Origin of the sequence: Streptomyces sp. NPDC052396, from assembly GCF_044593195.1 — a bacterium.
Lineage (GTDB): Bacteria > Actinomycetota > Actinomycetes > Streptomycetales > Streptomycetaceae > Streptomyces.
In genome coordinates this window covers 297,403-323,783 of record NZ_JBIUAW010000009.1, presented here as the reverse complement: position 1 = coordinate 323,783, position 26,381 = coordinate 297,403, and the positions used below count along the sequence as shown (strand labels likewise).

At 71.1% G+C, this 26,381-nt stretch carries 28 protein-coding genes and 1 pseudogene; 14 read left to right on the top strand and 15 right to left on the bottom strand.

What is annotated here, in order from left to right; all coding sequences use genetic code 11:
- Positions 1-46: 46 nt before the first annotated feature.
- The 3 genes from ACIHFE_RS24820 to ACIHFE_RS24810 form a co-directional block, all read right to left on the bottom strand.
- Positions 47-298, bottom strand: a complete 252-nt coding sequence (locus ACIHFE_RS24820) for a hypothetical protein (protein WP_400109716.1) — start codon at positions 296-298, stop codon at positions 47-49.
- Positions 291-650 carry a hypothetical protein gene (locus tag ACIHFE_RS24815; RefSeq protein ID WP_400109714.1) on the bottom strand — a complete coding sequence of 120 codons (360 nt, stop codon included), beginning with the start codon at positions 648-650 and terminating at the stop codon, positions 291-293. Before ACIHFE_RS24815 ends, ACIHFE_RS24820 begins: the two co-directional genes overlap by 8 nt.
- A gap of 90 nt (positions 651-740) precedes the next feature.
- Positions 741-1,493: a cobalt-precorrin-6A reductase gene (locus tag ACIHFE_RS24810; protein WP_400109713.1), complete on the bottom strand. Its 753-nt coding sequence runs from the start codon at positions 1,491-1,493 to the stop codon at positions 741-743.
- A gap of 23 nt (positions 1,494-1,516) precedes the next feature.
- On the opposite strand from ACIHFE_RS24810, the gene ACIHFE_RS24805 reads away from it, so the two are divergent.
- Both ACIHFE_RS24805 and ACIHFE_RS24800 read left to right on the top strand, forming a co-directional pair.
- Positions 1,517-2,659 (top strand): cobalt-precorrin-5B (C(1))-methyltransferase, encoded by a 1,143-nt coding sequence (locus ACIHFE_RS24805; RefSeq protein ID WP_400109749.1) that lies wholly within the window; start codon positions 1,517-1,519, stop codon positions 2,657-2,659.
- A 534-nt stretch (positions 2,660-3,193) separates the two neighbouring features.
- Entirely contained in the window at positions 3,194-3,448 is a 255-nt protein-coding gene (locus ACIHFE_RS24800; protein WP_400109711.1) for a dsRBD fold-containing protein, read from the top strand.
- 7 nt (positions 3,449-3,455) lie between these two features.
- Here the strand turns inward: ACIHFE_RS24800 and cobM are convergent, their stop codons facing one another.
- Together cobM and cbiE are read right to left on the bottom strand one after the other, a co-directional pair.
- Positions 3,456-4,217 carry a precorrin-4 C(11)-methyltransferase gene (cobM, locus tag ACIHFE_RS24795; RefSeq protein ID WP_400109709.1) on the bottom strand — a complete coding sequence of 254 codons (762 nt, stop codon included), beginning with the start codon at positions 4,215-4,217 and terminating at the stop codon, positions 3,456-3,458.
- Between the two features lie 16 nt (positions 4,218-4,233).
- The gene (gene cbiE, locus ACIHFE_RS24790) at positions 4,234-5,451 is read right to left on the bottom strand and encodes a precorrin-6y C5,15-methyltransferase (decarboxylating) subunit CbiE (protein ID WP_400109707.1); all 1,218 of its coding nucleotides are present in this window, start codon (positions 5,449-5,451) and stop codon (positions 4,234-4,236) included.
- Positions 5,452-5,587: 136 nt separating this feature from the next.
- Between cbiE and tsaD the strand changes: the two genes are divergently transcribed.
- Positions 5,588-6,643, top strand: coding sequence for a tRNA (adenosine(37)-N6)-threonylcarbamoyltransferase complex transferase subunit TsaD (gene tsaD, locus ACIHFE_RS24785; RefSeq protein WP_400109705.1), 1,056 nt, complete (start codon positions 5,588-5,590; stop codon positions 6,641-6,643).
- 125 nt (positions 6,644-6,768) lie between these two features.
- Here tsaD and ACIHFE_RS24780 read toward each other — a convergent pair whose 3' ends face one another.
- Positions 6,769-8,253 (bottom strand): SDR family NAD(P)-dependent oxidoreductase, encoded by a 1,485-nt coding sequence (locus ACIHFE_RS24780; RefSeq protein WP_400109704.1) that lies wholly within the window; start codon positions 8,251-8,253, stop codon positions 6,769-6,771.
- Positions 8,254-8,531: 278 nt separating this feature from the next.
- Between ACIHFE_RS24780 and ACIHFE_RS24775 the strand changes: the two genes are divergently transcribed.
- Positions 8,532-8,771 (top strand): chaplin, encoded by a 240-nt coding sequence (locus ACIHFE_RS24775; protein ID WP_400109702.1) that lies wholly within the window; start codon positions 8,532-8,534, stop codon positions 8,769-8,771.
- 22 nt (positions 8,772-8,793) lie between these two features.
- On the opposite strand, the gene ACIHFE_RS24770 is transcribed toward ACIHFE_RS24775, so the two are convergent.
- Both ACIHFE_RS24770 and ACIHFE_RS24765 read right to left on the bottom strand, forming a co-directional pair.
- The gene (locus ACIHFE_RS24770; RefSeq protein WP_400109700.1) at positions 8,794-8,997 is read right to left on the bottom strand and encodes a hypothetical protein; all 204 of its coding nucleotides are present in this window, start codon (positions 8,995-8,997) and stop codon (positions 8,794-8,796) included.
- Between the two features lie 40 nt (positions 8,998-9,037).
- Positions 9,038-9,820, bottom strand: coding sequence for a sigma-70 family RNA polymerase sigma factor (locus tag ACIHFE_RS24765; RefSeq protein ID WP_400109698.1), 783 nt, complete (start codon positions 9,818-9,820; stop codon positions 9,038-9,040).
- 242 nt (positions 9,821-10,062) lie between these two features.
- Between ACIHFE_RS24765 and rbsK the strand changes: the two genes are divergently transcribed.
- The 4 genes from rbsK (at position 10,063) to ACIHFE_RS24745 (ending at position 14,273) form a co-directional block, all read left to right on the top strand.
- On the top strand, positions 10,063-10,971 hold the full coding sequence (gene rbsK, locus ACIHFE_RS24760) for a ribokinase (RefSeq protein ID WP_400109696.1): 909 nt from the start codon (positions 10,063-10,065) through the stop codon (positions 10,969-10,971).
- 41 nt (positions 10,972-11,012) lie between these two features.
- Positions 11,013-11,990 (top strand): Lrp/AsnC family transcriptional regulator, encoded by a 978-nt coding sequence (locus ACIHFE_RS24755; protein ID WP_400109695.1) that lies wholly within the window; start codon positions 11,013-11,015, stop codon positions 11,988-11,990.
- A gap of 139 nt (positions 11,991-12,129) precedes the next feature.
- A complete protein-coding gene (locus tag ACIHFE_RS24750; RefSeq protein ID WP_400109693.1) occupies positions 12,130-13,539 on the top strand; it encodes an MFS transporter in 1,410 nt (469 codons plus the stop codon).
- Complete coding sequence (locus ACIHFE_RS24745; protein WP_400109692.1) at positions 13,536-14,273, top strand: alpha/beta hydrolase family protein; 738 nt, start codon at positions 13,536-13,538, stop codon at positions 14,271-14,273. The genes ACIHFE_RS24750 and ACIHFE_RS24745 overlap by 4 nt, the downstream gene beginning before the upstream one ends.
- Before the next feature lie 13 nt (positions 14,274-14,286).
- Here the strand turns inward: ACIHFE_RS24745 and panD are convergent, their stop codons facing one another.
- The 4 genes from panD to ACIHFE_RS24725 all read right to left on the bottom strand — a co-directional run bounded on the left by panD (position 14,287) and on the right by ACIHFE_RS24725 (position 16,763).
- A complete protein-coding gene (gene panD, locus ACIHFE_RS24740) occupies positions 14,287-14,703 on the bottom strand; it encodes an aspartate 1-decarboxylase (RefSeq protein WP_400109690.1) in 417 nt (138 codons plus the stop codon).
- Between the two features lie 525 nt (positions 14,704-15,228).
- Positions 15,229-15,684, bottom strand: coding sequence for a transposase (locus tag ACIHFE_RS24735; protein WP_400109688.1), 456 nt, complete (start codon positions 15,682-15,684; stop codon positions 15,229-15,231).
- A 184-nt stretch (positions 15,685-15,868) separates the two neighbouring features.
- Positions 15,869-16,072 (bottom strand): hypothetical protein, encoded by a 204-nt coding sequence (locus ACIHFE_RS24730; RefSeq protein WP_400109686.1) that lies wholly within the window; start codon positions 16,070-16,072, stop codon positions 15,869-15,871.
- Positions 16,073-16,202: 130 nt separating this feature from the next.
- Positions 16,203-16,763: a hypothetical protein gene (locus ACIHFE_RS24725; protein ID WP_400109684.1), complete on the bottom strand. Its 561-nt coding sequence runs from the start codon at positions 16,761-16,763 to the stop codon at positions 16,203-16,205.
- Between the two features lie 314 nt (positions 16,764-17,077).
- On the opposite strand from ACIHFE_RS24725, the gene ACIHFE_RS24720 reads away from it, so the two are divergent.
- A complete protein-coding gene (locus ACIHFE_RS24720) occupies positions 17,078-17,245 on the top strand; it encodes a hypothetical protein (protein WP_400109683.1) in 168 nt (55 codons plus the stop codon).
- Between the two features lie 3 nt (positions 17,246-17,248).
- On the opposite strand, the gene ACIHFE_RS24715 is transcribed toward ACIHFE_RS24720, so the two are convergent.
- The gene (locus ACIHFE_RS24715; protein WP_400109681.1) at positions 17,249-17,596 is read right to left on the bottom strand and encodes a hypothetical protein; all 348 of its coding nucleotides are present in this window, start codon (positions 17,594-17,596) and stop codon (positions 17,249-17,251) included.
- Positions 17,597-18,131: 535 nt separating this feature from the next.
- Between ACIHFE_RS24715 and ACIHFE_RS24710 the strand changes: the two genes are divergently transcribed.
- From ACIHFE_RS24710 to ACIHFE_RS24690, 5 genes and pseudogenes are all read left to right on the top strand, one after another.
- Entirely contained in the window at positions 18,132-21,179 is a 3,048-nt protein-coding gene (locus tag ACIHFE_RS24710; RefSeq protein WP_400109679.1) for an AfsR/SARP family transcriptional regulator, read from the top strand.
- Between the two features lie 230 nt (positions 21,180-21,409).
- Positions 21,410-22,054 carry a CHAP domain-containing protein gene (locus ACIHFE_RS24705; protein ID WP_400109677.1) on the top strand — a complete coding sequence of 215 codons (645 nt, stop codon included), beginning with the start codon at positions 21,410-21,412 and terminating at the stop codon, positions 22,052-22,054.
- Positions 22,055-22,407: 353 nt separating this feature from the next.
- Complete coding sequence (locus ACIHFE_RS24700; RefSeq protein WP_400109748.1) at positions 22,408-23,076, top strand: M15 family metallopeptidase; 669 nt, start codon at positions 22,408-22,410, stop codon at positions 23,074-23,076.
- A 118-nt stretch (positions 23,077-23,194) separates the two neighbouring features.
- Complete coding sequence (locus tag ACIHFE_RS24695) at positions 23,195-23,731, top strand: hypothetical protein (protein ID WP_400109675.1); 537 nt, start codon at positions 23,195-23,197, stop codon at positions 23,729-23,731.
- Between the two features lie 256 nt (positions 23,732-23,987).
- Positions 23,988-24,194, top strand: a pseudogene (locus ACIHFE_RS24690) (class I SAM-dependent methyltransferase); the annotation flags it as partial.
- Between the two features lie 62 nt (positions 24,195-24,256).
- Here the strand turns inward: ACIHFE_RS24690 and ACIHFE_RS24685 are convergent.
- Both ACIHFE_RS24685 and ACIHFE_RS24680 read right to left on the bottom strand, forming a co-directional pair.
- Positions 24,257-26,212 carry a prolyl oligopeptidase family serine peptidase gene (locus tag ACIHFE_RS24685; RefSeq protein ID WP_400109673.1) on the bottom strand — a complete coding sequence of 652 codons (1,956 nt, stop codon included), beginning with the start codon at positions 26,210-26,212 and terminating at the stop codon, positions 24,257-24,259.
- A complete protein-coding gene (locus ACIHFE_RS24680; RefSeq protein ID WP_400109747.1) occupies positions 26,199-26,381 on the bottom strand; it encodes an MbtH family protein in 183 nt (60 codons plus the stop codon). The genes ACIHFE_RS24685 and ACIHFE_RS24680 overlap by 14 nt, the downstream gene beginning before the upstream one ends.

Here is a 26,381-nt window from a genome sequence, read left to right as displayed (position 1 = left end):
AAAACGTCCGCTCTAACGTGCACGTCAGAGCAGCCTTGAGATGCATTCATCCCCGGCGTGAACGCCGTGGCTTTCTGCAAGAGTCCCGGTAAACGAACATCCCTGACGCATCAAGGGTCTCCTCCTGCACGCGCGGGGAGAGGCCCGTGTACTTCGTCCCGTCCAAGTACCGGGCCGCGGCCGCGCGGACGAGTTCATCGGCCCGTTCCTCGACCTGGGCGATGAAGGCCAGGTTGTCGATGCCGCCGATCACATGGTTCGCATCCGGGTCGTATTCCCAGGACCAGGCATCAGCCATCGGATACCGCGGCGCGGGCCTCGTTGTGGACCGCCATGCAAGTGTCCATCGCCTCGCGCCATCTGGGATCGTCCCGGTCCAGGCTATTGGCAGCGTCCAGAGCCGCCTGGTAACGCGCGGCCAGGCCAGGGCGCCGGAGAATTTCGATCTCCGTGGCCCACTTCAACTGGAACGCACGGATCGGTGTGAACGATGCATGCTGCGTCGCCGCCGTAAACGCCATATCGCGATCCGCCTGGAATTCCGCCAGCCGCGAGGAAGCGATCTTGGCCAGGGCTGTCCTCAGGGCGGGAAAGGTCGGTTCGGGGCGCGGAATCAGCTCGGCGGGTTCCTCAGCGTGCTGTGCGGTCACTGTGGTCCTCCTCGTACTCCGCCTGCTCCGCGTACCCGTACGGCACACTGCGAACCGTACCCGCTCACCAGGACGCCCCGGGCGCAACCGTCAACCCAGCGTGGACCACACCCACCCCACCGCCTCCCCCACGCCGGAGGCGACCCGCACCCCCTCCGGCACCGGCGGGCGCCGGACCACCACCACCGGAATTCCCGCCTCCCGCGCAGCGGTCAGTTTCGCGGCCGTGGCGGCCGCACCGCTGTCCTTGGTGACCAGGACGTCGATCGCATGGCGGCGCAGCAGTTCGCGCTCGCCCGCCACCGTGAACGGGCCCCGGTCCAGCAGCACTTCCATGCGCGGCGGGGCGGGCGGCTCGGGGGCGTCCACCGACCGTACGAGGAACCACTGCCCGGACAGGTGGGCGAAGGCGGCCAGTCCCATCCGGCCGGTGGTGAGGAAGACCCGCTCGCCCAGCGCGGGCAGCACATCCGCCGCCTCGGCCAGGGAGGCCACCGGATGCCAGTGGTCGCCCTCACCGGGGACCCAGCCGGGGCGGCGCAGGGCCAGCAGGGGAACATGGACCTCGGCGGCCGCCCGGGCCGCGTTGAAACTGATCCTCTCCGCGAAAGGATGCGTGGCGTCGATGAGCGCGTCCACCTGCTGTTCGCGCAGCCAGCGGGCCAGGCCCTCGGACCCGCCGAAGCCGCCGATCCTTACCTGCCCGGCGGGCAGCCGCGGTTCGGCGACCCGTCCGGCCAGTGAGCTGGTGACCCGCAGTGCCGGCTCGGCGGCCAGTTCGGCGGCCAGCCGGCGGGCCTCGGTGGTGCCGCCCAGGATGAGGATGTGCCGCTCGGCGGTCACGCTGCACTGCCCTTCCGTCGGTGATCTCCGTGGCTGAGACCCAAGCACCGGGCGGCCGGGCCGCGCAACTCGCGCACACCGGGCTGCGGCACGGCTGGACCACCGGCGCCTGCGCCACGGCGGCCGCCACGGCCGCGTACACCGCGCTGCTCACCGGGGAGTTCCCGGACCCGGTGACCATCACCCTGCCCAAGGGGCAGACGCCCGCCTTCGCGCTGGCCGCCGAGGAGTCGGCGGACGGCCGGGCGATGGCGGCGATAGTCAAGGACGCCGGTGACGACCCGGACGTCACCCATGGCGCGCTGATCCGCGCCACGGTACGGATTCTGCCGCCCGGCTCCGGAGTGGTCTTCCGGGCCGGACCGGGCGTGGGCACGGTCACCCGCCCCGGGCTGCCGCTGCCGGTCGGCGAACCGGCGATCAACCCGGTGCCCCGGCAGCTGATGCGCGACCACATCGCCGAGGTCGCCGCCCGCCACGGCGGCACCGGTGATGTGGAGATCACCATCTCCGTCGACCACGGCGAGGAGATCGCCCGCTCCACCTGGAACCCCCGGCTGGGCATCCTGGGCGGCATCTCCATCCTGGGCACCACCGGCATCGTGGTCCCCTACTCTTGCTCGGCCTGGATCGACAGCATCCGGCGGGGCGTGGATGTGGCCCGGGCGGCGGGCCGCCGCCATGTCGCCGGGTGCACCGGATCGACCTCGGAGAAGGTCGCGGTGGCGGTGCACGGACTGCCGGAGGACGCCCTGCTGGACATGGGCGACTTCGCCGGCGCCGTACTGAAGTACCTGCGCCGCCACCCGGTGGACCGGCTCACCATCGCGGGCGGCTTCGCCAAGCTGTCCAAGCTGGCCGCCGGGCATCTGGACCTGCACTCGGCCCGGTCCCAGGTGAACAAGGACTTCCTGGCCGGGCTCGCCCGGGCCGGTGGCGCGGACGAGCGGCTGGCGGCCGAGGTGGCCGCCGCCAACACCGGGCTGGACGCGCTGCAGCGCTGCTCGGCCCGGGCCGTGCCGCTGGGCGACCTGGTGGCCGCCGCCGCCCGCGACCAGGCTCTCGGGGTGCTGCGGGGCGCGCCGGTGGCGGTGGATGTCATCTGCATCGACCGGGCCGGCACCATCGTGGGCCGAGCGGAGGCCAGGGGGCCGGGCGCCTGGTAACGGGCGCTTGGGCGGCGGTGTCGTGGGCGCGGCCGGTCACCGGCGGCCCGCACCCGGAACGCGCCGGCGGCCCCTGGCCGGCCGCCGAGCCGATGGATCCGGCGGCGCCGGAGACGAACACCGCGTCTCCGGACCGCAGTTGGGCGTCATGAGCGAGCGCGGCACAGGCGATCCAGCCCTGGGAGAGATGGGCGGCGGGGTCGGGCAGGGCCTGCCGCAGCGGCCGGCAGGCGGCGGCGTCTCGGCCAGGTGGAAGTGTTCCGGTCCGGGCAGGCCCGCGGGCCGGGTGGCAAGGCGTATTTCCCGGGAGATGGGGGACATCGGTGCTCCTTGTCTCATCCGGCGCGGCACTCCGCGGCCGCACCGTGGGCGGGGGCGCCAACCCCTGACCCGCGGGTCAGGGGCAAGCACCCGCGACGGGCATGCGGCCGGTGGGAGCCGGACGTAGCCTGAAGGAAGACGCCCCGGGTGCCGTGCCCGCGCGGCATGCCCGGCCGGCGCCCGGTTCCTGCGGTTGCGGCGGAGGTGATTCCCGTGCAGGTCGCCGGATGGCATGTGGAGATCGAGTTCGACGAGGACGAACACCATGTCCGGGCGGCCGCGCTGCTTCGGCTGCGCGACGGCACGGAGTTGCGGGCCAAGGGTCAGTCGACCCGGAACCCCAGAGACCCCAATGTGGCGATGATCGGCGAGGAGCTCGCCGGGGCCCGCGCGCTGGCGGACCTGGCGGAGCAGCTGGCGGCCAAGAGCGGCAAGGAGGTCAGGGAGCTGCACCCGACCGCCGCCTGAGTGCTCCTCAGTCCCGGGCCGCGCACTGGTCGCGGTCGCGGGCGGGCGAGTAGAGGTAGCTGTCGGGGAACTGGGCGGCGCCCAGCGTCCGTCCCACGATGATCACCGCGGTGCGTACCACTCCGGCCGCCTTCACCTGCCGGGCGATGCCGGCCAGCGTGCCGCGCAGCACCAGCTCGTCCGGGCGGCTGGCCAGGGCCACCACGGCGGCCGGGCAGTCGGCGCCGTAGTGCGGCAGCAGTTCGGCCACCACCCGGTCCGTGTAGCGGGCGGCCAGGTGCAGCACCAGCAGGGCGCCGCTGCGGCCCAGGGTGGCCAGGTCCTCGCCGGGCGGCATGGGGGTGGCCTGCTGGGCGATGCGGGTGAGGATGACGGTCTGGCCGACGGTGGGTACGGTCAGTTCGCGCCCGAGCGCCGCGGCGGCGGCGGCGAAGGCGGGGACGCCGGGGACGATCTCATAGGGGATGCCGGCCGCGTCCAGGCGGCGCATCTGCTCGGCGACCGCGCTGAACACCGAGGGGTCCCCGGAGTGCAGCCGGGCCACATCCTGCCCGGCCTCATGGGCGCGGGCGAACTCGGCGGTGATCTCGTCCAGGTTGAGCCGCGCGGTGTCCACCAGCCGTGCGCCGGGCGGGCATTCGGCGAGCAGTTCGGCGGGGACCAGGCTGCCCGCGTAGAGGCAGACCCCGCACCGGGCCAGCAGGCGGGCGCCGCGCAGGGTGATCAGGTCGGCGGCGCCGGGTCCGGCACCGATGAAGTACACCGTCATGGCTGCTGGTTGTCTCCTAGCTCGTCTTGGTCACGGACCACTGGGTGACCGGCATGGCCTGCCGCCAGCCGGTGAAGCCGCCCACCGGGGTGGCGTGGGCCACGGCGAGGCGGGTGAGTTCGCCGCCATGGCGCCGGTACGAGTCGGTGAGCAGGGCCTCCGACTCCAGGGTGACGGTGTTGGCGACCAGCCGTCCGCCGGGTGGCAGGGCCTGCCAGCAGGCGTCCAGCGCGCCGGTGGCGGTGAGCCCGCCGCCGATGAACACCACGTCGGGGGTGGGCAGTTGCTCCAGTGCGGCGGGCGCAGCACCGGTGACCACGCGCAGCGCCGGGACGCCCAGGGCACGTGCGTTGTGCGCGATGCGCTCGGCCCGTACCGGGTCGCGTTCGATGCTGATGGCGCGACAGGAGCGGTGGGCGCGCATCCACTCGATGCCGATGGAGCCGGAGCCTCCGCCGACGTCCCAGAGCAGCTCTCCGGGTGCCGGGGCGAGCGCGGCCAGCGTCGCGGCCCTGATATGACGCTTGGTCAACTGGCCGTCATGCTCGAAGAGTTCGTCCGGCAGGCCGGGGGTGAGGGACAGCCGGGGGGCGCCGTCGGCGCGGCGGCAGTCCACGGCGATCACATTGAGCGGGTCGCCGGGCGGGTGCGGCCAGTCCTCGGCGGTGCCCTCGGTGCGCTGTTCGCGCTCGCCGCCCAGCTGGGCCAGGACGGTCAACCGGCTGGGTCCGAAGCCACGTTCGGCCAGCAGTGCGGCGGCCTCGGCGGGGGTGGCGGCCCCGGCGCTGAGCAGCAGCAGCCGGCGGCCCGGGTGCAGGGCGGCGGCCAGCGCGTCCAGCGGCCGCCCGACCAGGCTGATCACCTCGGTGTCCTCCAGCGGCCAGCCCAGCCGGGCACAGGCGTAGGAGACGGACGAGGGGTGCGGCAGCACCCGCAGCCGGTCGGCGCCCAGCAGTTCGGCCAGGGTGCGGCCGATGCCGAAGAACATGGGGTCGCCGCTGGCCAGCACGGCTGTCCGCCACCCCTGGTACCGGGCGATCAGGCCGGGTACGGCCGGCCGCAGCGGCGAGGGCCAGGCGACCCGCTCGGCGGTGCAGCCGGCCGGCAGCAGGTCCAGCTGGCGCGGGCCGCCGATGATCACCTCGGCCCGGCGCAGCGCCTGCTGCGCGGCGGGGGCGAGGCCGGGCCAGCCGTCGGCGCCGATGCCTACGACGGTCACGGGCGCTTGGCTCACGGGCGTACCTCGGAAAGGGGCGGTGACGGGACGTCGGAACTCTACTGACCTGCGAGGACGGCCCGACACCCGGGAGCTTGCCACATGGCTTGTTGCATACAATGTGCATTTACAAGTGATGGGCAGGAGGTGTGCCATGGGGCGTTCGCCAGTGGTACTGGGAATCGAGTCGTCCTGTGACGAGACCGGCGCCGGTCTGGTGCGGGAAGGCAGGCTGCTGGGGCACGCGGTGGCCTCCAGCATGGATGAGCACGCCCGGTACGGCGGGGTGGTCCCGGAGATCGCGGCCCGCGCCCATGTGCACTCGGTGACGCCGGTGGTCCGGGCGGCCCTGGACGACGCGGGCCTGGCCATGGCCGACATCGGCGCGGTGGCGGTGACCACCGGCCCGGGCCTGTCCGGCGCCCTGCAGGTGGGGCTGGCGGCGGCGAAGGGGCTGGCCTACTCGCTGGGCGTGCCGCTGTACGGGGTGCACCACCTGGCCGGGCATGTGGCGGCCGACACCCTGGAGCACGGACCGCTGCCCGACCCCTGTGTGGTGCTGATCGTCTCCGGCGGCCATACCTCGCTGCTGCTGGTCCGGGACCTGGCACGGGACCCGATCACGCACCTCGGCGACACCCTGGACGACGCGGCCGGCGAGTGCTTCGACAAGGTCGCCCGGGTCTTCGGCCTGCCCTATCCGGGCGGGCCGGCGGTGGACCGGGCGGCGCGCGAGGGGGACGCCCGTGCGGTGGCGTTCCCGCGTCCCCTGATGGGGCCGCGGGACGATCCCTACGCCTTCTCCTTCTCGGGGCTGAAGACGGCCGCCGCGCGCTGGGCGGAGCGACACCGGGCCGCGGGACGGCCGCTGCCGGTCCCGGACGGAGCGGCCTCGCTCCAGGAGGCCATCGCGGATGTGCTCACCCGCAAGGCGGTCGCGGCGTGCGCGGAGTACGGCGTGCGGACCCTGGTGATGGTCGGCGGGGTGGCCGCCAACTCCCGGGTCCGGGCTCTGGCCGGGGAACGGTGCGCGGCGGCGGGGGTCCGGCTGCGCGTTCCGCCGCTGCGGTTGTGCACGGACAATGGCGCGATGATCGCGGCGGTGGGGGATCTCCTGGTGCGGGCGGGGGCCGCACCGGCGCCGCTGGGTGTGTCGGTCGACCCCTCGGCACCGCTGGAGTACGCGGCGTTGCACCCGGTGAACGCCTGAGGCTTCATGGCCGGGTGCGCCCCGCAGGGGCGCGCGGCAGCTCCTTCACGCGACTCCGCCGCGTGGGCGTTTACCGTCCATGGACAGCCCCCGCGGCCATGAGCCCCCGGCGCCGGAGGCCGCCCCTACCAGTCGGCCCTGCGGTAGTCCTTCAGGAAGCACCCGTACAGGTCCTCCCCCGCCTCGCCGCGCACAATCGGGTCGTACACCCGGGCCGCCCCGTCCACCAGGTCCAGCGGCGCGTGGAAGCCGGCCTCGGCCAGCCGGACCTTGTCCGGGTGCGGCCGCTCGTCCGTGATCCAGCCGGTGTCCACGCTGGTCATCAGGATGCCGTCGGCCTCGAACATCTCCTGGGCGCTGGTGCGGGTGAGCATGTTCAGCGCGGCCTTGGCCATATTGGTGTGCGGGTGTCCGGCGCCCTTGTAGCCCCGGCTGAAGACCCCCTCCATCGCCGAGACATTGACCACGTACTTGCGCCGCGCCGCGGCCGCCGCCATGGCCGGCCGCAGCCGGTTGACCAGGACGAAGGGCGCGGTCACATTGCACAGCTGGACCTCCAGCAGCTCGACCGGGTCGACCTCGCCCACCGCCTGGATCCAGGTGTTGGACGCGTCCAGGTCGGGCACCAGCCCGCCCGCGTCGATGGCGGTGCCCGCCTCGACCCGGGCCAGTGAGGCCGAGCCGCTGGTCAGCGCCAGCTCGGTGAGAGCCTGCGGGGTCAGCTCGTCATGGCGGCTGCCCGCCGGCGCGGGCAGCTCGGGCTGCGCCCCGCTGCCGAAGGCGCCGAACACCTCGCGGGACGGCAGCTCACCGGCGGGCAGCGGCGCCGCCTCGGCGGTGACCAGCTCCCGGTAGGCGGCATTGCTGCGGCGCACCGTCTGCGCCGCGTTGTTGATCAGGATGTCCAGCGGCCCCTCGGCGGCCACCGAGTCGGCCAGCGCCACCACCTGCGCGGGATCCCGCAGGTCTATGCCGACGACCTTCAGCCGGTGCAGCCAGTCCGCACTGTCCTCCATCGCCTTGAAGCGGCGGATGGCGTCATTGGGGAAGCGGGTGGTGATGGTGGTGTGCGCCCCGTCCCGCAGCAGCCGCAGCGCTATATACATGCCGATCTTCGCCCGGCCGCCGGTGAGCAGCGCCCGCCGTCCGCTCAGGTCGGCACGGGCGTCCCGGCGGGCCCGGTTCTCCGCCGCGCAGGGCTGGCAGAGCTGGTGGTAGAAGGCGTCCACCTCGGTGTAGCGGGTCTTGCAGGTGTAGCAGGACCGGGGGCGTTCCAGGATGCCGACGATCCGGGTGGAGGCGGTCGCCGCCAGCGGGATGCCGCGGGTCTCGTCGTCGATCCGGTCGGCCGCGCCGGTGGCGGTGGCCTCGGTCACCGCCTTGTCGTGGGCGGTCTTGGCGGCCCGGCGCTCCTGGCGCCGGCGCTGCTTGACCGTGCGGTAAATGCCGGAGGTGGCCCGCCGCACGGTGATCGCGTCGGGGTGGTCCACCGGCAGCTCGTCCAGCTCCTGGAGGACGCTCAGGCAGACCGCCATGCGCTCCGGGTCGATGCCCTGCCGCAGGCCCGTCTCATCCGCTGCCCCGCCGCGGCTCTCTTCAGTGACCGTCATCGCCGCTGTCGTTTCCCAGTCCATATGTTCGATCAAAGTGTCCTGGGAAGGGTACGTAGGCGAGGGCGGCCACGCCAAACCCGCCGGGATGCGGCCGGGAGGGGCCGGAGGGGCGGGCGGAGGCCCCAGCACCCGCACACAAGCCTCAAATCCCTTGTATCACATCTGACTTATTGCCCTTAACGGGTTAATTCCTGCCTACGGGGCCCAATTTGGTGCATTCGCCGATGAAACCCATGGTCACATTGACGCTCACCGCCCCCTAGAAAGGTTTGAACATGACGCGTATCGCCAAGGCAGCCCTCCTGACCGCCGCCACCGGGGTGGCCGTCACCGGCGTGGCCGGCGTGGCATTCGCCGACTCGGAAGCCAACGGTGTGGCCGTCGGTTCCCCCGGTGTGCTGTCAGGTGACGTCATTCAGATCCCGATCCAGATCCCGATCAACCTCTGCGGGAACACGATCGACATCGTCGGCCTGCTGAACCCGACATTCGGCAACACCTGCATCAACACCTGACCTGCGCGAGGCGGTTCAACAGTCAGCCGCCAGAACCGTCGGCCGCGCAGCCGTGGCGCCCATCGCCTTCCTGGTGGGCGCCACTTCCATGTCCGGAGCCGGCCAGGGACGAGGGCATTTCCTCGCCCCGGCCCGCCGCGGGCCCGGGGTCCTCGGCGCCGGGCAGGTCGGGCACTTCGACGATGGGCGGCAGGTCCGGGGTCAGCCCGGAGTGCTGTGCCGTCATGGCGACCGTCCTCATCCTGTCGGTCCCGCTCCGCACCGCCTCAGACCGGCGCCAGCAGCTGGCGGCGCAGCTGGGCGCAGGTGCGGCTGAGGATGCGGGAGATCTGCATCTGGGAGACACCCAGCCGGGCCCCGATCTGCTGCTGGGTGAGATTGCCGAAGAAGTGCCAGTACAGGACGGACTTCTCCCGGTCGGGCAGGGCGTGCAGCAGCGGTCTGAGCGACTGGCGGTCGACCACCAGGTCCAGCGCCCGGTCGGCCCGGCCCAGGGTGTCGGCCAGCGCCAGCTCCCCGGCCGCGTCCACCGGGTGGTCCAGGGACAGGGTGTGGTGCACGCCATCCGCGTCGATGCCGCGCCGCACCTCCGCCTCGGTCAGACCGGTCTCCTCGGCCAGCGCCGCCGTGGTGACCCGGGCGCCGCCGCTCTGCTGCTCCAGCCGGGTCCGCGCGGAGCGCACCGCGGCCCGCAGCTCCTGGTCCCGGCGCGGGATGTGCAGCGACCAGACATGGTCCCGGACATGCCGTTTGAGCTCCCCGTTGATGGTGGGGACGGCGAAGGACTCGAAGGCAAAGCCCAGCGCGGGGTCGAACCGGTCCACCGCGCGCACCAGGGCCAGCGCGGCCACCTGGCGCAGGTCCGCCGGGCTCTCGCCGCTGGAGCGGTAGCGCAGGCTGATCCGCTCGGCCATCGGCAGCCAGGCGGCGATCAGCTCCTGACGCAGCCGGGTACGCTCGGCGCCCTCGGGGAGCTGGACGAGCCGGACGAAGAGGGCTTCGGTACCGGACGGTTCACGTTTGCGTCGGCGGAGCGCTGTCTCGGCCATCTCACGTTCTCCCCTCGCTCGCGCACCAGGGGGACGGCCCCGCCCTGCGGCGGTGCCCATCACCGCAGGTCGATGCGGCAGTGGCAGGGCGGCCGGCGCACCGGCCGTGGTCGTTTCAGCATGCCCCGGGGCACTGCGGGGCGCGACTTGGAGCAGTTGCCCGGTCACCCTGGGCGACAGCGCCGGGGGTGTGCGGCCGGCGACCGGCGTCCTGAGAGGGTGGGACGGTGACCAGGTATGCGGTGACCAGGTATGACGTGCTGGTGGTCGGCTCGGCCAATGCCGACCTGACGGTCCGGGTGGACCGGCGGCCCGGGCCGGGCGAGACGGTCTTCGGTGACGATCTGATGGAGTCGGCCGGCGGCAAGGGCGCCAACCAGGCCGCGGCGGCCGCCCGGCTGGGGGCCCGTACCGCCCTGCTGGCCCGGGTCGGCGACGACGCCTTCGGCGAGCTGCTGCTGGCGGCGCAGCGCGAGGCCGGCGCCGAGGTGCGGCATGTGCTGGTGGAGGCGGGGGCGCGCACCGGCACCGCGATGATCGTGGTGGGGCCGGACGGGGACAACAGCATCGTGGTCTCCCCGGGCGCCAACGCCCGTCTCACCCCCGCCGATGTGGCGGCGGCGGGCGAGCTCTTCGCCAACGCACCGGTGGTGTCGCTCCAGTTGGAGATCCCGCTGGAGACGGTACGGGCGGCGGCCGCCCGGGCCGGGGAGGCCGGCGCCCGGGTGGTGCTCAACCCCTCCCCCGCGCCCGCCGCGCTCGATCCCCAACTCCTGGCCGCCGCCGACCCGTTGGTGGTCAATGAGCATGAGGCCCGGCAGCTCTCGGGCGCAGGTGACGGCGATCCCGGCAGCTGGGCGCGGTCGCTGCGTGCCGCGGGCGCGCGGTCGGTGGTGGTGACCCTGGGCGCGGACGGCGCCCTGGCGCTGGACACCACGGCGGACGAGCCGGTGCGGGTACCGGGCATCGCGGTACGGGCGGTGGACACCACCGGCGCCGGGGACGCCTTCACCGGCGCGCTGGCCGCCCGGCTGGCACGGGGCGAGCGGCTGGCCGAGGCGGTCCGCTACGCGGTACGGGTCTCGGCCGCCTCGGTGACCAGGGCGGGTGCCCAGCCCTCCTATCCCACTCCGGAGGAGCTGCCGCACTGACCCGCCTGGTGACGGTTTCCGTCCCGGCCTACGCTCGGGCGATGGAAACCGTCACCCTGGACGAACTGGACCGCGCCCTGGTGCACGCGCTGCACCTCGACGGCCGGGCGCCCTTCAACCGGATCGCGGCCGTGCTCGGGGTCTCCGAGAGCACGGTGGCCCGCCGCTACCGGCGGCTGCGCACGGCCGGAGTGCTGCGGGTGGCCGCCTCGGTCAATCTGGGGCCGCTGGGCTATGTGCCCTGGACCATCCGGCTGCGCTGCACCCCGGATGTCTCCGGCGCCCTGGCCACCGCGCTGGCCCGCCGGGCCGACACCTTCTGGGTGCATCTGCTCTCCGGTGGCACCGAGATCTCCTGCAGCACCCAGACCCTCCGGGGTGGCGAGGGCGGCGAGGGCCTGCTGTTGCAGAAGCTCTCCCGCACCAGCCGGGTCCATTCGGTGACCGCCCACTCCCTGCTGCAGAGCTTCACCGATCCCGGCAGGTGGCGCGGGTTCGCCTCGCTCGACGAGGAGCAGCAGCGACAGCTGCGCCCCCGGCCGCCGGCGCCCGGCGGCGAAGAGGCCGTCCTGGACGAGGGCGACCGGGCGCTGCTGGAACTGCTGTCCCGGGACGGCCGGACCGGCCATGCCGAACTGGCCGCGGACACCGGCCTGTCGGAGTCCACGGTCCGCCGGCGGCTGGACCGGCTGCGGCGGCTCGGGGTGCTGTCCTACCAGGTCGATCTGCCGATGGCGGCGCTGGGCTACCACGCCGAGGCCCGGCTGTGGCTGTCGGTGAAGCCCTCCGCGCTGGTGTCGGTGGCCCGGACGCTGGCCGGGCACCCGGAGGTGTCCTTCGCGGCGGTCACCACCGGCCCCACCAATGTGATGGCCTCGGTGATCTGCCGGGACACCGGGGACCTCTACCGCTATCTGACCGAGAGCGTCGCCGTGCTGGACGATGTGCACACCCTGGAGACGGCCACCGTGGACCGCACGGTCAAACGGACCGCGACCGTGCTCCCCTTCGGAGCCTGAATCCGCCGCATATCCACGTCTGTTGCGGGAATCCGCCGCCCATCCCTCGCTGACTGCCCGGCTCCGCCACCGTTGTTCGAGCCTGTGGGAAGTCTTCCGGTTCATCCGGTCTCCCGATCTCCCGAGGAAAGGACTTCCGATGCGCAAGTGGTGGCCACTGGTGGCGGTATGCCTGGGGTCGTTCATGCTGATCACGGACACCACGGTGGTGACCGTGGCCCTGCCGGACATGGCCCGGGATCTGGGCGCCTCACTGTCCGGCCTGCAGTGGGTGATGAACATCTACACCCTGGCGCTGGCGGCGCTCACCCTGGGCGCGGGCTCCCTGGGCGATCTTTTCGGCCGCCGCCGGATCCTTCTGCTCGCCCTCTCGCTGTTCGGCGTCGCCTCCCTGCTGTGCGCCCTGGCGCCCGACCCGGGGCTGCTGATCGCCGCCCGGGGCCTGCAGGGCGTCGGCGGCTCGGCGGTGTTCGTCACCGGCATGGCCGTGCTGGGCGGGATGTACCGGGAACGGGACCGGGCCACGGCGATCGGCGTGTGGTCCGCGGTGGTGGGCGCCGCCGCGGCGGCCGGTCCGGTGCTCGGCGGGCTGCTCACCCAGGCCCTGGGCTGGCAGGCCATCTTCTTCGTCAATGTGCCGCTGACGGTGCTGACCGCCGTCCTGACCGCGCTGTTCATCGAGGACTCCGAGCGGCCCGGGCACCCCTCGGTGGACCTGCCCGGCATCCTGTCCTTCGGCGTCTGCTCCGGCTCCCTGACCTTCGCGCTGATCAAGGCGGGCGAGGACGGCTGGACGGCACCGTCCGCCCAGGCTCCGTCCGCCCTGGCCGCGCTGGCGCTGCCGGTGTTCATCACGGTGGAGCGCCGCCGGACCCGGCCCATGCTGGACCTCACCCTCTTCGGCGACTCTTCCTTCCTCGCCGTGATGTTCGGCACTCTCGCCTCCGCCTGGGCCTTCGCATGCCTGGTCTTCACCTCGCTCTGGCTGCAGTCCGCCCTCCGGCTGGGCCCGGTCCGGGCCGGTCTGGCGATGGTCCCGCTGGCGGTCACCGTCTTCGCCGTCTCCACCCTCTCCGGCAAGCGGCTGCACCGCGTCGCTCCCCGGTCGGCACTCACCGTGGCCTGCGCCCTCACCGGCGCCGGCTGTATCGTCAACGCCCTGCTGCTGCCCGGGAGTTCGCACTGGACGGCACTCGTCCCCGGTCTGGTGCTGATGGGTGCGGGCGTGGGTCTGGGTATGCCCGCCGGCACCGCCGCGGTGCTCGCCGCGGTGCCCGCCGCCCGCGCCGGGATGGCCTCCGGGGCGCTGGCGACCTTCCGCCAGCTCGGGCAGGCCCTGGGGGTGGCCGTACTCGGCCTGGTCTTCACCCATGGCCTGCACTCCGCCGGATTCCAGGACCGCCGGGCGACCGCGGCCGCGCTGTCCTCGGTGTACTGGGTTACCGCCGGACTGGTGCTGCTGGCCGCCGTGTTCACCTTCCGCCGGGTGCAGAGCCCCGCCAAGTCGGCGGAAATTCCGGCGACTTCGGCTGATAGCGTCCAGGTATGAACCAGCCCGGTGTGCACCAGCAACTCCTTACCGCCCCCAACGGCAAGTCCATTGACGTCCACCGCCCCGCCGCCGTCCCGGATCCGCTGCCCACGGTGCTGCTGTGGCACGGCATAGGCCCGGACGAGCGGGAGGTGCTGCGCCCGCTCGCGAGAGCGGTCGCCGCGGCGGGCGTCCTGGTGCTGACGCCCGACTGGCGCTCCGACGCGCCCGACGGCGGCCGGGCACACCTGCTGGACTCCCTGTCCTTCTGCCGGGAACGGGCCGAGGACCTGGGCGGCGACGCCCACCGGATCACCCTGGCCGGCTGGTCGGCCGGGGCCCCGGCCGCGCTGGGCGTCGCCCTCCACCCGGAGATCACCGACAGCTGGCGCCCCGCCGCGGTGGTCGGCCTCGCCTCACGCTACGACCGCCCCGCCCGCACCACCGGAACACCCCCGCTGGAGGACCTGGCGGCGGGACGGCTGCCCGAGCCGGTACCGGTCCGCCTGGTGCATGGCACCGGCGATACCGAGATCGGCCCGGAACACTCGCATGCGGTGGCGAACGCCCTGGCCGGGCAGGGCTGGCCGGTCCGGCTGGAGGAGATCGCGGCCGACCACGCCAGTGTGCTCATGTCGGAGTACGACCCCGCGCTGGGCCGGTGCCGGCCCAGCGCGGACGAGAAGGTCCGGGCCGCCGGCCTCGCCGTGGCCCGGACCCTCGCCGAGGCGGCCGGGGCGCCGGTGCGGTGACCGTACGGTCCGGTCAGCTCTCGACGCGGTCCCCGCGGCGGAGCCCGGACCCCTCCGGCACGGCGGCCGGGTCACTGCCGAGGTCGACCACCGCGTTGCGCTCGTCAACGAAGACCACGCGCGGCTCAAAGGTCTTGGCCTCGGCGTCGTCCATGGTCCCGTAGGCGATCACGATCACCAGATCACCGGGGCTGATCAGCCGGGCCGCCGCACCATTGATGCCAATCACTCCGGAGCCGCTCGGGCCCTCGATCACATAGGTCGACAGCCGGGCACCGTTGTTGATGTCGACAATGTCCACCTTCTCCCCGGGCAGCAGATCGGCGGCCGCCATCAGGTCCGCGTCGATGGTCAGCGAACCGACGTAGTGCAGGTCCGCCTGGGTCACCGTGGCGCGGTGGATCTTGGACTTCATCATGGTGCGGTACATCGAGATGCTCCCGGGGGTAGGCTCCCTGCCTGCGTTTTTGCAGGTCAAGGGCGGTTTCACCACTCTACAACGAGTCGCATGTCCGGGCAGCATTCGCCAGGTTTTTCAGGACTCATGCTGACCGATTGCCGACTTTTCTGACACCTCGTCAGGCCGTTGGGGAGGGGATCCGCCGACCCTCCCGCTCCCCTCCGCGACGACGACGCCAGCCTACGCAACAGCCTCGGCGGGCCGGCAGCGGCGGGCGATAGCCCACACCTGGGACTCCAGAACAGCACGATCCGGTCGCGATCAGCCTCCGGCCATCATTCAAGGAATGTCTTGCCTGGAAGCCCTTCGGGGGTTGATCACGCTGCCCGTCCGACGGACGATTCTTCGTGGTGATCGACGGTGTGCTGGTCAAGCCTGGCCGGCAGATCATCCAGGTCGGAGGTGGTGAACTTCCACTGGAACGGTTGTGCCGTGGCGTTGTAGCGGTCTTCGAAGGCTCGGAGCCGGTCCCCGGCCTGGGTAAGGTCGGTGAAGTCATTGGGCGAGACGACCCCACAGGAAGTCGTACGCGTTCTCCTGGACCACGAACGGCCAGCTCCAGGCGGTTGAGCGTGCGGACCGCTGCAGCACGTGCGTGGCATCCGTGCGCTGGCGGCCTCCGGCCTTCAGCAGCCCGGCCTCCACCAAACGTGCCAGCATCACCCGCAGCAGCCGGTCGGCGGCATCTCCCTCGGCCAGCCGGGCCCGGAACTCGCTGAGCACCGAGCAGTCGAAGCCCGGATCCTCCAGCTTCAGCCCGAGCGTGTATTTGAACTCGATCCTCGTACGCACCGCGTCCGCCGCCGCACGGTCCGACAGGTTCTCCGCCAACTGCGGCACCGACACCAGCGCCAACTGCCCCGGCGAGAACCCCGGCCGGCCATTGGGCGGATAGAGATCCGCAAGATCCTCGTCCTCGAAGAACACGTCCAGCTGGTCCCGCACGAGCATCGCCGGCGTCCCCCTCGGACACGCCGCCCACGCTGTTCGCACCGTCCTGGCCGCGATCCGCTGGAAACTCCTCGGCCGCAGCGACACCGCACCCACCCCCCGGAACCCGAGGCCACCCCGCACTTCTCCAGCGAAGCACCAGCCGGCCCCGCCGTCAGCACCCCTCGAAAGATCGCCAACAGAGTCACGCCGTCAGGTTGCGGGTGACCCACTCGCTGATGGGGCCGACCGGGCGGTGCAGGACAGCCTCCGCGTTGGGCACTGCGGCCTGCCGGCGTGGGCTGATCGGCTCGGGGCTGGTCAGTTCGTACGCGCGGTCCGTACGCCCGTCCTCACCCAGCACGGCCGCGGCGACCGCCAGATCGGGACACGCGAGCCTCCGAGGCATCCAACACACCGGTGTGGGATGGCCCCTGCTTGGTCCAGCCCCGGCTGGACCAAGCAGGGGCCATGTGGGCACGACGGCGAGGGTCCAGCGGATTACGCGATCACCGCAACCGGCATCCCCGGGACAAGCGTCAGTGCTTCGGCATCCAGTGGTGGACCTTGAAGTGTCCCTTCTCCAGGGTCTCGAACGGGGCGCTGCCCAGGCACTTGCCGACGCTGTTCTTCGGCAGGCCGTCCATGGCCCAGCTGTAGCCGAGCCGGTTCGTCTTGCCGTCGTCGAGCACGGTGAAGCCGAACCGCTTGCCTCTGAGGTTCCCGATCGCCGGGAGGCCCGGGGCGCTCTTGAAGTGCGACTCGGTGACGATGCCGGTGGCCACGGCGACCGGGCCGCCGGTCAGCAGGCAGTCGATGCGTCCCTTGAAGTAGCCGCCCCACTGCTTGCCCATGTGGTGGCTGACGTAGAAGGTGCCGTGTGCCTTGTCGGCGAACCCGTGGGCGTTGAAGGCGAAGTGGACGTTGTCGCCGGGCTTGCGCTTGAGCTTGCCCGATCCGGTGAGCGAGGGTTCGTCGGCGGTCTTCCGGACGGTCTCGGTCGCCGACGCCGATCCCGTCGTGCCGAGGGCCAGCGTGCCGGCCAGAGCGACGGTTAGGACCGCGGCGGAGACGGCGAAGGGGTGGCGCATGCGGGCCATTGCTTCCTCCTGGGAAGGGTGTTGTCGAAATGACGGGACCACAGTGCCGTCCGCCGCGGGGGCGGCACATCCCACCACGGGCCGGTGGCGCTCCACCGCGCGGCGGAAGCGCAGCAGTACCAGGGGACACCCGTTCTCAGCCGAAAGTAGCAGTAAGCGTACTAACGTTCCGGGTCGTACCAGCCACACAGCTGCCAATGCGCTATACCCGACATTCCACCTTGGGTAGTTGCCAGGAGGCTCCTGTATACGCACCCCGTACCCTCGTCGCACTCGCCCCGCCACCCGTACCGCACCGGAACAATTTCGCCCATTTGTCGTCCGCCGTCGACCAGGAACAGAACGGCACGGTGCAGACGGTGCAGCTCGAACAGGTCGACGGCCGCAACGGCGTCGACGTCACCAAGGATTCGGTCACGGTGCAGCACGACGGCACCTATCTGCCACCCGCCCCACGGACGGTCCGCTCATCCCCAGCATGATCCTCAGCGTCGCCCGGGTCTCCTGACGGCGACGACAGGAGCACGCCGTCGCACAGTGGTGTTCAGCGCGACATAGGTGAGGACCGCGCCGAGGGCGGACAGGGCCGCGGCACCGGACCACAGCCACGGACTCCCCGCGATCCGCATCGTGTTGAAAATGCCCGCGGCGGCCCCGGCGTTCTCGACCGGGACGGTGCTGACGGCGGCGTTGTCCATGACCCCTAACGCCAGCCCCACACCGGCGCCGAACGGCAGGAGCGGCAGCGCCAGTTCCCCCCATGAACCGTCGCTGTGCAGCGTCGTCAGGAGCAGGGCTCCGGCCACGATCAGCGCGGAGGCGCCGGTCAGCACCGCCCGTACAGAGCTCGCCCGGCCAACTGCCCGGAGACGAGCGGCAACAGGAGCACCGGCGCGGTCATCGGCAGCAGAAGCAGACCGTCGGCCAGAACGGTCCGGGCACCCCCCGCCCGGAAGCCCCGCCGAGGAGGCACTGAACTTCCTCGGAAGCTTCACCGCCACCGGCACGGCGGCGTAGGGTGAGCGCCGCCGGAGCCGGGACGGCACGCTCCTTCACCCAACGACCCTAGCGGTGCGCGGGTGGTTGGCCAAGTGCCGTGGCTCCGGGCGCCGTTCATGAGTGCGGCCGGTCCGGCACCGCCGCCCTCCGCACCGGACGTCGTCGCCGTCGTGGCGGGGAAGAGTGCGAGCGCGAGGGTGAAGTGGACCAGGACGCGGGCGGGCAACAGTCTCAGCCGCTCCTCCTGAGCGCCGGTCACCGCCGTCCTCGGCTCGGCGAACTGATTACGCAGGCGTAATGCATTGGTTACGCTCCTGTGTTGCTCATCCGCCGTGGACAACGGGCAGCAGGGCATCTCAGGGGGTACGCGTGGAGTTTCACTTACTCGGTCCTGTCGAGGCCTGGCACGACGGCCGGAAACTGTGCATGGGTGGTCCAAAGCCTCGTGCTCTGCTCGCCTGCCTGCTGTTGGAAGCCGGGCGAGTGGTGCCCACCGACCGGTTGGTGGATGCGATTTGGGGGGAATCACCACCGAGCAGCGCCCGGGAGCTGGTATGGACGTATGCGTCCGTGCTCCGTCGTGGGCTAACTGCCGTTGGCGTCGGCGACGTTATTGTGACCAGGCCGCCGGGTTACCTGGTGGAGCAACGCGCCAGCGATCTGGCCGAGTTCGAGCGGCTTGCCGCCCACGGCCGAACTGCCATGGCCGAGAGACGGTATGAAGCCGCTGCGGAATCGCTGGGAGCCGCGCTGGCCCTGTGGCGGGGCCCCGCGCTGGGGGGCATCGGTGATGCCCTGCGGTCAGAGGCCGCAAGGCTGGACGAGGCGAGGCTGATGCTCCTGGAGGAGCGGATCTCCGCCGACTTGGCGGCAGGCCGGGAGAGCGCGCTGGTGGGCGAACTGACCGGCCTGGTCAGCACCTTTCCGACTCGCGAGCGGCTGCGACTGCACCTGATGACCAGCCTCTACCGCCTCGGCCGGCAGTCGGACGCGCTCGCCGTCTACCAGGAGGGCCGGGACATACTCGCCGAGGAACTCGGCATCGATCCGGGGCCCGAACTACGGCAGTTGCACGAATCGATCCTGCGTGCCGACCCCACGCTCCTGCAACCACCGGCCGGCGCCCCCCTGCGAATGAAGCCCGGGGCGCATGCCGGGGCCGTGCCGATCAGGCAGTCGGCACCCGCACTGTTGCCACCGACCATCCCCGATTTCACCAGTCGCGAGGGACATATCGCGAAGTTGGTTGCGGCATTGTCGGGTCCCAACAACGCCTTACCCGTCCAAGTGATCTCAGGGAAAGGAGGCGTCGGCAAGTCGGCGCTGGCTGTACGCGTCGCGCATGAGATCAGTGGTGAGTACCCGGACGGGCAGTTGTATGCGGACCTTCGCGGCATCACCGGTAGCCCTGCCACACCCGAGGACACCCTGGGCCGCTTCTTGCATGCGCTGGGGGTGCCACCGGACGCCCTTCCGAAGGCGTCGGCCGAACGAGCCGATCTGTTCCGCAGCGTGCTCGCGGGCAGACGCTTCCTGTTGATGCTGGACGACGCCGGCAGCGAGCAGCAAGTGCGGCCGTTGCTGCCCGGTGAGCCGCGGTGCGGCGTGCTGATCACATCCCGCAGCCGGTTGCCCGGTCTGGCCGGTGCGCAGCTGCTCGATCTGGAAGAGCTTGCTCCCGAAGCGGCTCTGCAACTGCTGGGCAGCATCGCCGGACGGGAAAGGGTTGCGGCCGAGTTGGCGGCCGGCCGACGGATAACGGAGCTGTGCGGCTGCCTGCCGCTGGCCATCCGCACAGCCGGAGCACGGCTGGCGACCCGGCGCCATTGGACGCTGGAAGTCCTGGCGGAGCGACTCTCCGATGAGCGGCGCCGGCTGGATGAACTGGCAGTCGGCGACTTGGAGGTGCGGGCCAGCGCGGAGTTGAGCTACCGCGTGCTTGAGGGCCCGGCACGGGTGGCATTCCGGCGACTGGGTCTGCTGGGTGTACCGGATTTCGCCCCATGGATTATCGCTCCGCTGCTCGATGTGTCCGAAGCGGAGGCTGCGGATGTCCTGGAGAAGCTGATCGACGCCCAGTTGGTGGATTACGCCGGGGCGAAGAGCACCGGCCAGCCGCGGTACCGAGTGCATGACTTGCTGCGGGTGTACGCGGCGGAACGGGCCGAGGCCGAGGAGCCGGCCGCGGAACGCGACGCCGCCGTCACCCGGGTACTGGGCGGATGGTTGCGGATGATTACGCGTGTGGTTGTCGACACCCCGCCGAACTGGGTTCCGCTGCGCCTGGAGTACCCCGGTGCCCAGCCGCTCAGTGAGTCCCTGGTCGAGCGTGTGGCGGCGGCTCCGCTGGCCTGGTTCGCTGAGGAACAAGACGCCTTGGTGGTGGGTATTGAGCGCGCGGCGGCGATGGGCCTGCACGAGATCACCTGCAATCTTGCCAATGCGCTGTGGTCGTCTGTGTATGTGGCGGGCGAGCGCCTGGAACAGTGGGAGCGCATTCACCGCGCAGGCCTTCAGGCGGCGCGACGCGCGGGCAACCGGGTTGGTGAAGCAAGGCTGTTGCTCGGGCTGGGACAGTTGCTGGGCATCGAGCGGGACCGCTACGAGGAGGCACACCGGTACTTCCGTCAGGCGCTGGCCCTGTTCTCGGAGGCGGGCGATGCGCGTGGCACAGCGCTCGCGCTTGCCGGGAAAGGCATCGTCTGCCGGCTGCAGGGCCGGCTGAAGGAGGCGTTGCACGACTTGACCCGGGCCGGTGCGGCTTTCCGCAGCCTTGATGACGACGTCGGCATCGGGCACGTGGGACGTCTGTCCGGCTCGGTCGAGGTGGAGAGGGGCGACTACCGGTCTGCGTTGGGGCTGCTGCACGAGTCACTGAGGGCCTACCGGCGGCTGGGCAGCAGGCGGGGCGAGGCGTTGACGCTTCGCGCGATAGGGCTGGTTCACCGGGCACGCGGTGACCATGACCGGGCTCGCCCGCTGTTCGAGCGAGCCCTGGCCGAACTGCGTGGCATGGACGATGAGCTTATGGCCGGGTACGCGGTGCAGGCACTGGCGAAGACCAGGATCCGCCAGGGCGAGAGCGCGATGCTGTTACCTGAGCTGACCAGGGCCTTACGAGTGTGCCGCGAGCACAACGACCGGTTCGGTTGCGTGCTCATGCTGCGGACCCTCGGCGAACTCCACCTGTCACTGCATCGCCCGGCACAGGCCCGGCGGGTCCTCACGGAAGCCCACCAGCTCGCCGAACTCCTCGGCGTGCGGTTGTGGGATGCCCGGGTATTGCGGGACCTCGCCAACGCCTGCGAAGCAGACGGTGACGTCGAGACCGCGGCGGCCTTGCGGCCCCGGGCGTTACGGATCTTCGCGGAGTGCGGTGCACGGGAGTACGGCGAACTCTTCGCCTACGGGCGCTGACTGGTGGACACATAGGTCTGCCCCGCGGTCATCAAGGCTTTCGCGCCGCCGAGTTGCCCATCCCCTGGGCGGGCGGTCAAGCCGCCCTACATCGCTGACCTGGCCTTCAAGTCCCGTGCAGGGACTTGTTGCCGACTCACAGGAGACCTATAGGGCACCGCAGGAACCTGGATTCCGTTGGATGACGGCCTTCAACCAGCCGTTACCAGGACACAACGGAGGGAAAAACCATGGCTTCTGCCAAGAACGCGGCCGCCCCTACGAGGCCGAAGCGGGCCCGGACGCTCCTTGCCGCACTCGCGGTGACGGCCTGCGCCACCGCCATCGGTGCTGGATCCACCGACGCGGCGGCCGCTGTTCCGCGCACGTCGACCACGGTCTCTGGCTCGTCCACCGCCGGAGACCGTGTGCTCGGGGACCTCGCCCGGCAGAAGCTGGGCGACAAGATAGCGAAGATCGCGAAGAGCAAGACAGGCAGCCGCTGCTTCACCGACCAGATGTGCAGCGCCGACTGGTGCGCCTACTTCGCGAGGTGGGTGTGGCAGAAGGCGGGTGTGCCGCACGCCGACGTTCTCGACGGTTATGCGTACTCGGCCGTTACCAAGTACGCGGCCCGCTACCACACTCTGTCCCAGACTCCGCACGTCGGTGATCTGGTGGTCTGGCAGAACTCTACGTACGGGCGGCACCACGTCAACATCGTCGTGTGGGTCTCCGCCGACAAGAGGCTCATCCGGACGGTCGGTGGAAACGAGGGCAGCATGGACCACCGTGCCAGTCGCGTGGTGGAGAGTCCTGCCTTCGACTGGCGCAAGGGCCGCAACGGCGGAGTCGACCACGTCTACAAGGGGTTTGTGCGTCCCGTAGGGGCGTAACGAGCGGGAGACCGGGCGCCCCTGTTCCGGCGGGTCCATGGCAGTGCGCTTGCCGGACAGGGGTCGGTAAGGGCCTGACAGAAGGGTTCCTGTCGCCGCCGCCCGGCGAGGTTCTCCGGACGGCCCATGCCAGGGCACCGGCTCTGCCGCGCCCTCGACCAGCGCTACAGGAGAGAGATGTACCTCCACGGAGCACACCCGTTACCGCGGCACACCAAAAGCCGTGAACCGCTGGCAGGTTCGGGAACGACGCCGGCAGCCGGCGCGACCGGCAGTACATGGCGGGCTCTGCCCCTTGCACCGCACCGCACCCGCCCCTTTCCGGGCCGGCGAGTAAGGCGGCGGCCGTGCTGATGTCCGATCCGCGAGTGGCCGCTATCCCGGTGATGGAGAGCGCGGAACGGCTGGTCACGCTCGCCGACCACGACCGGCTACGCCTCGACCGGCGGCTTGCGGACCCCGCTGGTGCATTCTCCTTCGTACGTGAGGGGCTGGTCAGCCGGCTGCTGCGGGCGCAGCACCTGCTGCCGGACGGAATTCAGTTGCTCATCGTCGAGGCATACCGGCCGCCGGAACTGCAGGTTCGCTATTACAGCGAGTACTGTGCGGAACTTCGCGCCGCCAACCCTCAATGGACCGTCGAGTATCTGCATGCAGAGGCCAGCCGGTCGCTGGCGCCGCCGGAGATCGCCCCGCACACCTGCGGTGCGGCCGTCGACTTGACCCTGTGCACAGCATCCGGCGAAGAACTTCCCATGGGCACCCAGGTGAACGTCAGCCCCGACCAGTGCGACGGGGCCTGCTTCACCGACGCACCCAACCTGTCGAAGGAGGCACGGTCCCACCGGAACCTGCTCGTCCGCGTGATGACCGAAGCAGGCTTCGTCAATTACGTCACCGAATGGTGGCACTGGTCATACGGAGACCGTTACTGGGCCGCCGTCACCGGTGCCGCAGCCGCCCGGTACGGGCCGGCCACCGATCTGCCGCATCGGCACCAGCCGTACCGCGGTGCACGGTGAAAAGGCATAGCCGGGCAGCTTCACCCAGCTGACCACCTTCTCGGACTGGGTCAGCGCCCACTGGTGCGCCCGTCTCCGACGGACACCCCATCAACTCCACTGGAAAGAGGAGCACAACATGTTCACACACAGCAGCAGCCGGCGCCGGCTGGCAGCCCTCGCGACCGGTGCCACCCTCCTCGTCGGCGCGGCCGGGATTGCCACCGCTGCCACGGCGAGCGCTACCCCGCGCCCCGCCCCGGCGAAGGTCGTCAAGCTCACCCAGTCCCAGGCCGAGGCCCAACTCCGGGCGGCCGGCATCAAGTGGTGGTCGCCGGGTCACTGCAGCAAGCGCAGCAGCTTCCAGTGCACCTCGTTCGAGCAGATCAACAAGAGCACCGTGCAGGGCATCATCGCCTTCAAGAAGGCAAGCAAGTGCGCCATCACCATCACCGGTGGCACCGAGACCGGTCACGCCACCTCGAAGTACAGCCACTACAACGGCTACAAGCTGGATATCTCGCCCAGCAGTTGCCTCTCTGCCTACATCAAGGGGAAGTTCCACTACATCGGGCAGCGGAGTGATGGCTACCCGCAGTGGAAGGCTCCGTCGGGCAACCTCTACTGCAACGAAGGCAACCACTGGGACATCACCTACTTCAAAGCAGCACCCTGAGTTCGGAGGGAGCCGACCAGGCCGAGGAACCAGTCAGGTGAGCGCTCGCGGAGGCGAGTGAGGAACGGTCGCGGTGGCCGACCCATCACGGGTCGGCCACCGTGCCTGCGCCACCACTCACCGCGCCCCTCGATGATGCGGCCCTGGCGTTGTCGGCGGGCAGGGCACGAGCTGGGCCGTTACCACCGCTGTCGAAGCCGGAGACCGGCGTGGCCGACCGGGCCGAAACCGAACGGGTAGCGACGGGAGCGGCGGCGTGACGACCTCGATACAAGGCGGCCACGTCGCCGTGGACGCCGGCTGCGGGAACGGCGCCTTCAGCCGTCAACTCCACCGCTTCGGCTACAAAGTCACCGGCATCGACTTCGCCGACACCGCCCTGGACGCCGCGCGCCACGCTCCCCTGCCCGGCGTCCGCTACCACCACCACGACCTCAACCAGGGCGACCCGCCCACCCTGCCACGAGGCCGCATCGATCTGGTGGTGTGCCGACTGGCCCTTCCCTTCCTCACCGACCCCGCAGGTCAAGGGCTGTCTCCGCACTCTACAACGAGTCGCGTGTCCGGGCGGCTTCCCCCTGCTTGTGACAGCGCCAACACCTCGCGCACAAATTCGAGTTCGCTCTCCAGGGCACTCACGATGTTCGCCCGCTTCCCGAAGCCATGCCCCTCATCGTCGAAGAACACCGTCCGGCAGGGCACGCCCCGGGCCCGCAGGCGCTCGGCCATCAGGGCCGACTGCTCGACCGGTACCACCGTGTCCCGCCGGCCGTGCAGGAACAGCACCGGCGCGGAGATGGCCTCGCACCGCTCGACGGGCGACCGCCGCCGGTACTCCGCTTCGGCCTCGGGCCAGGGCCCGATCAGCAGATCCAGCGAGCCTTCCTCGAATTTATGGGTGTTAAGGCGCAGCAAGCGCAGATCGCCGAGGCCGAAATAGCTGATCCCCGCCGCGAACACATCCGAGGCGGCGAGTGCCGCGAGCACCGTGAAGCCACCGGCGCTGCCGCCGCGTACCACCATGCGGGCCGGGTCGGCCTTTCCCATGGCGGCCAGCAGCCGTGCGGCCTCGACGCAGTCCGAGACATCCGCCAGGCCCCATTGCCCGTCGAGCGCGGCTCGGTAGTCCCGGCCCCATCCGGAGCTGCCCCGGCCGTTGAGTTCCAGCACGGCGAACCCCCGGCTGGTCCAGAACCGTATGCCGGGCCGGTAGTCGGGCAGCGCCTGTGCGGTGGGGCCGCCGTGGCAGATGAGGATCAGCGGAGGTGGTTTCCCGGCGGGCCCGGTCAGTTCGGGGTGCGCCGGGGGGTGGAAGATGCCATGGATGGCGTGGCCCGCCGGCGCCGTCAGGTCGAGCAGCTCGGGCGGACGGATCCATTCGGGCCCCAGGGAGCGGCCGGGGACATGGAGGACCTCATGCCGGAAATCCTGTGGGTCGACCCGGATGAGCCGCTGGGGCCGGTCCGGCGCCGCCGCCAGGGCGTAGAGGTCGTCTCCGGCACCGGCGATGGCCTGGTAGGCGGTGTAGGGAAGCCCACTGTCGCGTACCCGCCCCGTGGCGGGATCGATGATGCCCAGCCGCTGGGTACCGCCGCGGATGTAGAGGCAGGCGATGCGCCCCCGGGAAAGGAAGCAGTAGGCCGAGGGGTCCAAAGTCCATTGCGGCCAGGCGAATTCGGCCCGCAGGCGGGCGACGGGCTCGATGCCGTCCTCGGTCAGCCGGTGCGGGTTCCACCAGCCGGTGCGGTCCGTCACAAAGTGCAGTATCCCTTCGGGGCTCCATTCCGGCTGGAAGACCGACTCACCGGGACCGCCGGCGACCCGGCGTGCGCGGGCCACCGAGCCATCCTCCGCGAGCTGGCCGAGCCAGAGTTCGCTGCCCGTCCATGGCATCTCCGGCTGGTTCCAGGCCAGCCATGCCAGGGTGGTGCCGTCGGGACTCGGTCGCGGTGCGGCATAGAAGTCATGCCCCGACACCAGGACCGACGGCGGTTGTTGGGGGGAACCGTCCAGGCGGACGATGTCATGGCGGACTTCCCCGCCGATATGGCGTTCCCGGACGCAGACCAGCCGCCCGGTGCCGGGCAACAGGCGTAGATCGGCGAACCGTTGGGCGCCCGGCGGTCCCCCGCCGGGTGTCAGCGGAACATCACCATGGCCGTCCTTGCGGTGGACTCTTTGATCCGCGCCACTGACGTAGTAGAGGGCTCCCCCTTGGGCGTGCAGGGCGCCGCCGCCGTACTCATGGACCAGTGACCGGATATCGGTGCCACTGCCGGTGACGGGTGTGGTCGCACCCTCGGCGGTGCGGCGGAGGGCCATGGTGCGGCCGGTGTCCGGACAGCTCTGGAGCCAGAGCACATCGGGGCCGTCGAGTTGCAGCCCGCTCATCATGGGCAGGCCCTCGCTCACCGACTCGGCCGAGATGGGCGAGGGCCAACTGCCATAGGGAACAGGAGTTTTGCCGCTATCCGGCATCATGTTCCATCGCCTGGCGCAGGCTGAGCGGCCGCATATCGGTCCAGACCGTGTCGATATGTGCCAGGCACTCGCTCTTGGTGCCCGTCGTGCCCTCCGCGGTCCACCCGGCGGGCAGTTCCCGGTCCGCGAACCAGATGGAGTACTGCTCTTCATGGTTGAGGACCACCAT